General features: G+C 54.2%; 1 rRNA gene. It reads left to right on the top strand.

Annotated features, from left to right (window positions below):
• A 16S ribosomal RNA gene (locus tag ACTHS4_RS11715) occupies positions 1-349 on the top strand; the annotation flags it as partial.

Raw genomic sequence — 349 nt, 5'->3', positions numbered from 1 at the left:
CTTCAACCTAATACGTTGAAGACTGACGGTACCGGTTGAGGAATCAACGGCTAACTCTGTGCCAGCAGCCGCGGTAATACAGAGGTGGCAAGCGTTGTTCGGAATTACTGGGCGTAAAGGGCGCGTAGGCGGCCTTCTAAGTCAGACGTGAAATCCCCCGGCTTAACCTGGGAACTGCGTCTGATACTGGGAGGCTTGAGTATGGGAGAGGGATGTAGAATTCCAGGTGTAGCGGTGAAATGCGTAGATATCTGGAGGAATACCGGTGGCGAAGGCGGCATCCTGGACCATAACTGACGCTGAGGCGCGAAAGCTAGGGGAGCAAACGGGATTAGATACCCCTGTAGTC

The sequence above is a fragment of the Neisseria sp. P0014.S009 genome, from assembly GCF_051958155.1.
In the GTDB taxonomy this organism is placed as follows: Bacteria; Pseudomonadota; Gammaproteobacteria; order Burkholderiales; family Neisseriaceae; genus Neisseria; species Neisseria flavescens_C.
This window is presented reverse-complemented; position numbering and strand designations above follow the sequence as displayed.